Source organism: Paenibacillus sp. sgz302114, from assembly GCF_056120345.1.
Genome location: NZ_JBVYOI010000056.1, coordinates 1 through 348 on the forward strand (window position 1 = coordinate 1; position 348 = coordinate 348).

General features: G+C 49.7%; 1 rRNA gene. It reads right to left on the reverse strand.

The features are described 5' to 3' along the window. Nucleotides 1-116, reverse strand: a 23S ribosomal RNA gene (locus AC0LWF_RS27905); the annotation flags it as partial. Between the last annotated feature and the right edge of the window lie 232 nt (nucleotides 117-348).

The window sequence follows — 348 nt, forward strand, 5'->3', positions numbered from 1 at the left end:
CGGACATCCCCGGATCAAAGCCTGCTTACGGCTCCCCGAGGCATTTCGTCGTTCGCCACGTCCTTCTTCGGCTCCTAGCGCCTAGGCATCCTCCGTGCGCTCTTAGTAGCTTAACCTAGTTGCAATCGTTAGATTGGCAAAACATATTTCAAGTTAATCTCAGCTAAGAGATATTTCGCAAATTTCATATCCAGTTTTCAAGGTGCAAGTGTTTTTCTGAACGCATCCTCTTCCTGAATTGCTTCAAGAAAGACACATCCATCAAACTCGGTGCTTATCGCACCCGCTTGGCAACGTCCTACTCTTCCAGGACCCTGCGGTCCAAGTACCATCGGCGCTGAAGGGCTT